We start from the raw sequence: 4,973 nt of genomic DNA on the forward strand, positions 1-4,973 counted from the left end.
CGGACGTGCTGACTCACACTTCGGCTTGTTTGTGGGCCTTCCTCTGTGGCTTCGTCCACAGAGGTCTAACCCTTCCATCGAGCGGACTCGCCTTCGGCGAGCCGCTCATGTCAAACGTTAGACATCGGCCGATTGAAAGTGGTGCCATGCGAGAAGAAGCGCGCCGAGTTCTTCGTGGGCTGTCCGTCCGTTGGCGGCCAGCGCACCGGCTGAGCGGTTTCACCAGGTGCCGTGCAAGCAGGGGCGCATCGGAGAAACTTGGCAGCCGAGGCGGCGAAAGGCAAGGGCCGTTCAATCGGTCTGCGTGGCGCCGGTTGTTGGGCCAAGCGAGCCGGTCGCTGTCTAACCCTTCCATCGAGGGGATGTCTTGCCGGCTGCGCCGTCAAGCCACCCCTCATGTCAAACGTTAGGCGTCATCAGCGGCATGTCTATTCCGGTTTTTATCCGCACGAATAGGAGTGGGTACGGTCACCCAAAGTGCTATCTCTCGAGCGCCAACGGATGCTCAACCAAGATCACGGGGGAGCACTGCATCTCACACAACCTGTTAAACAAGATCGAGCGCCACAACAAGTCGATTGACATCATGGGCCTCAGCTGGCTACCGAAGGAGGAAATGACATCCGTCGGCAAGAAGAGCCTTGTCGCAAACGTCTTGTGCGACGTGCACAACTCAGATCTATCTCCTTTGGATCAATGCATTGGGGAACTGGTAGATGCGATCTCAACCATTGATGCGGACTACCTTGGCTCGACGCCAAAGAGCCAGAAGTTTGTAGTTGACGGAGCTCACCTCGAACGATGGTTCCTAAAAACAATGCTTGGCCTCGTGCACTCCGGACAGATCAAGCAGAAATCTGGAGACCCATTTCTGGTTAACGAAAAGTGCTCAACACTACTTTGTGAGCCACAGGCGCGCTGGCCAGCAGGCTGGGGGCTCTATATCTCGAAACCCACCGCAAAGGTCTATCACTCGTCAAGCTTTGAGTTGACGCCGAAGTTCAACGCCGAGACAGGTCAACTCATGGCGCTAGGATCAAAAGTGAATGGAATTGAGATGCACCTTCTCATGGGCAAGCCAGACCATGGTGGGGCGTTCGGAACTCTGCGACCTAAAGAACTCGAGTTCACGAAGAACGGCGCTGTGTCCACGATTCGCTTCACATGGAATGGCCGGAAGGCAGGCCCGAAGGTGTCGTTGGCGCAAGTCGGGAACTACAGCGGGCCAGCCCCAGATCATCCGCCCGCGTCGACTAGTCGAAAATGACGCCTAACCCTTCCATCGAGAGGACCCGCCCCGGCAAGCCGGGTCGGGCCTCTCATGTCAAACGTTAGACGTCCATGCACATCCAGGTGTCAATGCGTGCGAGTGCAATCGCCGATCTCGGGCTTGCGAGGCCGATGGAAGAGTTCCTCGTGTCGTTGAAGGCTCCTGCTTCCCTGGCGTATTTGTTCGATCGACCGGACAGCTTCTACACCCAAGGCTGGCCGGACTCCCCGGGGCAGTGGCAGTCATTTGCCGACCGATGCCTGCTCCCATTGTGGGAACACAACGGGCAGTTGTTTGTTGTTGATCTTGCTGGCGCAGTTCCAGAGTACCTGTACTTCTATAGGGAGTGCCCTGAAGAATTCGAGTCTCTTGGAGCTTCGGTTCTGAGACCCATCTTCCACATGCTTTCGTTGCACATATGGGAGTTTGGCGGTGGCCCGTCTCACGTTGCCGAGGCGGTCAAGTTTGCGCGGAGCATCGGCTTTCCGAAAGTGGAACAGCTAGAGTTGCTTCTCCAAGGCAACGATTGCCCCGACGAAAGAATCGATGCCTACCTCGACGGGACCGTCTAACCATTCCATCGAGCGGATGCCCAACCGGCTGCGCCGGTCGGTCCCCGCTCATGTCAAACGTTAGATCTCAGTTCGGCCCGTGCGCATGCGCCTTCGAGAAGCAACTGAAATGGCTGTCCTTCTGACCCGTGGCTCGGAGTGTTTTGCTGGCGCCCAGCGTCTGCGCAGCTCTGATGGTGTTGCCGCCAGCGGCGCTGCGAGCGGGCAAGTGTCAAGGGCTGAGCGGCAGCAGTCGGGGTTGGGTCAGTGCGGCAACGTGGGTCCGCGGCTTCGGCAATTCGGGGCGTGCCTTCGGCCACAGAGATCTAACCACTCCATCGAGCGGATGTCACAAGGGCTACGCCCTTGTGCCACCGCTCATGTCAAACGTTAGGATTTCTATGGCGACTATGAGTGCATCGGACTGGATTGAAGTCATTGATCTGCTGATCAGTTTCATCGCTGAACCGATTGCGTTCGCTTTCGTTCTAATCGGAGCGGTTTGGTGGAACTGCTCACCTCCCCCGCGAAAGTTCCAGCGAACTTATCTTCTTCCTGCTGTCGGGATCGTGATCGGCGGAGTCCTGATCGGGGCAATTTGTGGCATTGCAGCAGGCTACAGCGTCATGTTTGGCCCCTCGCATACCACCGGAGATTTCGTCGGCTTGCCATGGGCAATGATGCTTCCTGGCATAGCTGTTGGGGTTGGTGTTGGATTGTTGGCCCTCGCCGGCTCTCTGGTTTCCGGTGTGTGGCTCGTCCGTCGGCGAGCTAGGAACTCCTAACCATTCCATCGAGGGGATGCCCAACCGGCTGCGCCGGTCGGTCATCCCTCATGTCAAACGTTAGACCTCAGTGTTGGTTTGGCAGGGTGCCTTCGAAAGCAGTGCAAGCTATGCAAACGGTGCTTCATCAAACGACTGCGCGATCCGGCCAAACCTCGTGGTCACGCGCATCGTGCGGGCATCCATTGGCGGTGGCTTCGCGGGGCAGGTCGCAACGGTTGTCGCGGGCTGTCCGTCCGTTGGCGGCCAGCGCACGTAACGTGGGTCATCGGGCCTATCGGTTTGTCGGACGTGCTGACTCACACTTCGGCTTGTTTGTGGGCCTTCCTCTGTGGCTTCGTCCACAGAGGTCTAACCCTTCCATCGAGCGGACTCGCCTTCGGCGAGCCGCTCATGTCAAACGTTAGACATCGGCCGATTGAAAGTGGTGCCATGCGAGAAGAAGCGCGCCGAGTTCTTCGTGGGCTGTCCGTCCGTTGGCGGCCAGCGCACCGGCTGAGCGGTTTCACCAGGTGCCGTGCAAGCAGGGGCGCATCGGAGAAACTTGGCAGCCGAGGCGGCGAAAGGCAAGGGCCGTTCAATCGGTCTGCGTGGCGCCGGTTGTTGGGCCAAGCGAGCCGGTCGCTGTCTAACCCTTCCATCGAGGGGATGTCTTGCCGGCTGCGCCGTCAAGCCACCCCTCATGTCAAACGTTGGGCGTCATGAAGCTGAGCACAAGGTTCGTCCGCAAAACTGCGTTATGGGTGTTCGCGGTTCCTTGTCTTGTCGCATTTGCCGCCCAACTCGCCATATGGCTAATTCCCGGGTGCAAGCCGAATCCGTACTCTCCTGGCGAGTGCATGGTTGGTACCCAAAATTGGGCGGGCGCTCTCCTCGTTCTGTTCTTCGGCGGAGCCTTTGCCGCAACGGTGCTGGGCCTCTTCGTCTCGGCCCCTTTGTTGCTCATAGACTTTGCCCTCCGTCACCTGTCAAAACGGAGACAGAACTCAAATGTCTAGCCCGCGCCTGACGCCCAACCATTCCATCGAGCGGATCCGCCTTCGGCGGCCCGCTCATGTCAAACGTTAGACCTCAGTGTTGGTCTAGGCCGCGTGCCTTCGAAAGCAGTGCGAGTTATGCAAACGGTGCTTCATCAAACGACTGCGCGTTCTGGTCAAACCTGGCGGCCGCGCGCATCGTGCGGGCATCCGCTGGTGGCGGCTTCGGTCGGCAGGTCTCAGCGGTTGAAGCTGGCTGTCCGTCCGTTGGCGGCCAGCGCACGTAACGTGGGTCATCGGGCCTATCGGTTTGTCAGCCGTGCTGGCTCAAGCTGCGGTTCGTCTGCGGGCATTCCTCTGTGGCTTCGTCCACAGAGGTCTAACCCCTCCATCGAGCGGATACGCCTTCGGCGAACCGCTCATGTCAAACGTTAGACATCGGCCGAGGAAAGTCGGTGCCATGCGACAAGAGGCGTGCCGAGTTCTGCGTGGGCTGTCCGTCCGTTGGCGGCCAGCGCACCGCCAGTGGCGGGTCACGAGCGTGCTTTGCTAGCAGCGGCGCGTCAGCGAAACTTCCCAGCCAGGGCGGCGAAGGGTTGGCGCAGTCTGCGTGGCTCGGGTTAACGGGCCATGCGAGCCGGTCGCTGTCTAACCATTCCATCGAGCGGATGCCACAAGGGCTTCGCCCTTGCGTCCCCGCTCATGTCAAACGTTAGGCGCTTCCCAAGATGCTCGATGCAATAGAGATCTCTGACCTCGTTGGGCTCGCGGCCGGCGTTGTGATCTATTGGTTCTGCATCAGAGCTTCGGCGAGGCTCTTTGGCGTAGCGATCTCTTCGAAGCACAGCCTTGCATTTGCGGCGGTTTCCCTTGGAGCCGCTTTCATATTTGCCACACTCCTTCAAGCGCTTGGCGTCAGCTACGTCTCTGCCTGGTTGGCTGCAACTGCCTCTCAAACAGCAATCGGAGCACTGTTTCTCCACCAGCGAGCAAACCTGCTTGGCCACTCCATCGGCGCACTTCGCTGCGGGATGCTCGTATTCACTGCCGTACTTCTCCTTGCTGTGATATTCGTCGCCTTCTTATCAATCATCATCATGTCAGGCGTCGTCCGCATAGCCCACTAACATGTCCATGTTCAAGCAAGAATCGCCTAACCCTTCCATCGAGCGGATGTCACAAGGGCTGCGCCCTTGCGCCACCGCTCATGTCAAACGTTAGGCGTCACAGGTCTCCCCTAGCCATGCCCAAAAGAGTGCTTGCAATAGGCGTCGATCTTGCGGCCGATGTCGTATCAGAAGAGGACTTCGATTCGCGGGTGTCGCTCCTCGACTGGGACATAGTTCTCTTTCGACCATCTATCGAAAGTTGGGTGTCCTATGGCGATCGA

General features: G+C 58.6%; 3 protein-coding genes. All 3 read left to right on the top strand.

Annotated elements, in window-relative coordinates:
- Positions 1–586: 586 nt before the first annotated feature.
- The 3 genes from AC1KAT_RS22090 to AC1KAT_RS22100 all read left to right on the top strand — a co-directional run bounded on the left by AC1KAT_RS22090 (position 587) and on the right by AC1KAT_RS22100 (position 4,710).
- Positions 587–1,267, top strand: coding sequence for a hypothetical protein (locus AC1KAT_RS22090; protein ID WP_480329497.1), 681 nt, complete (start codon positions 587–589; stop codon positions 1,265–1,267).
- A 74-nt stretch (positions 1,268–1,341) separates the two neighbouring features.
- Positions 1,342–1,842 carry a hypothetical protein gene (locus tag AC1KAT_RS22095; RefSeq protein WP_480329499.1) on the top strand — a complete coding sequence of 167 codons (501 nt, stop codon included), beginning with the start codon at positions 1,342–1,344 and terminating at the stop codon, positions 1,840–1,842.
- A gap of 2,469 nt (positions 1,843–4,311) precedes the next feature.
- Positions 4,312–4,710 carry a hypothetical protein gene (locus tag AC1KAT_RS22100; protein WP_480329501.1) on the top strand — a complete coding sequence of 133 codons (399 nt, stop codon included), beginning with the start codon at positions 4,312–4,314 and terminating at the stop codon, positions 4,708–4,710.
- Positions 4,711–4,973 lie beyond the last annotated feature (263 nt).

The organism is Piscinibacter sp. PDB5-1 (assembly GCF_056676035.1).

Excerpts from the sequence above, each read along its gene's own strand:
- AC1KAT_RS22100 (WP_480329501.1), top strand. The coding sequence starts at position 4,312 with ATGCTCGATGCAATAGAGATCTCTGACCTCGTTGGGCTCGCGGCCGGC.
- AC1KAT_RS22095 (WP_480329499.1), top strand. The coding sequence starts at position 1,342 with ATGCACATCCAGGTGTCAATGCGTGCGAGTGCAATCGCCGATCTCGGG.
- AC1KAT_RS22090 (WP_480329497.1), top strand. The coding sequence starts at position 587 with ATGGGCCTCAGCTGGCTACCGAAGGAGGAAATGACATCCGTCGGCAAG.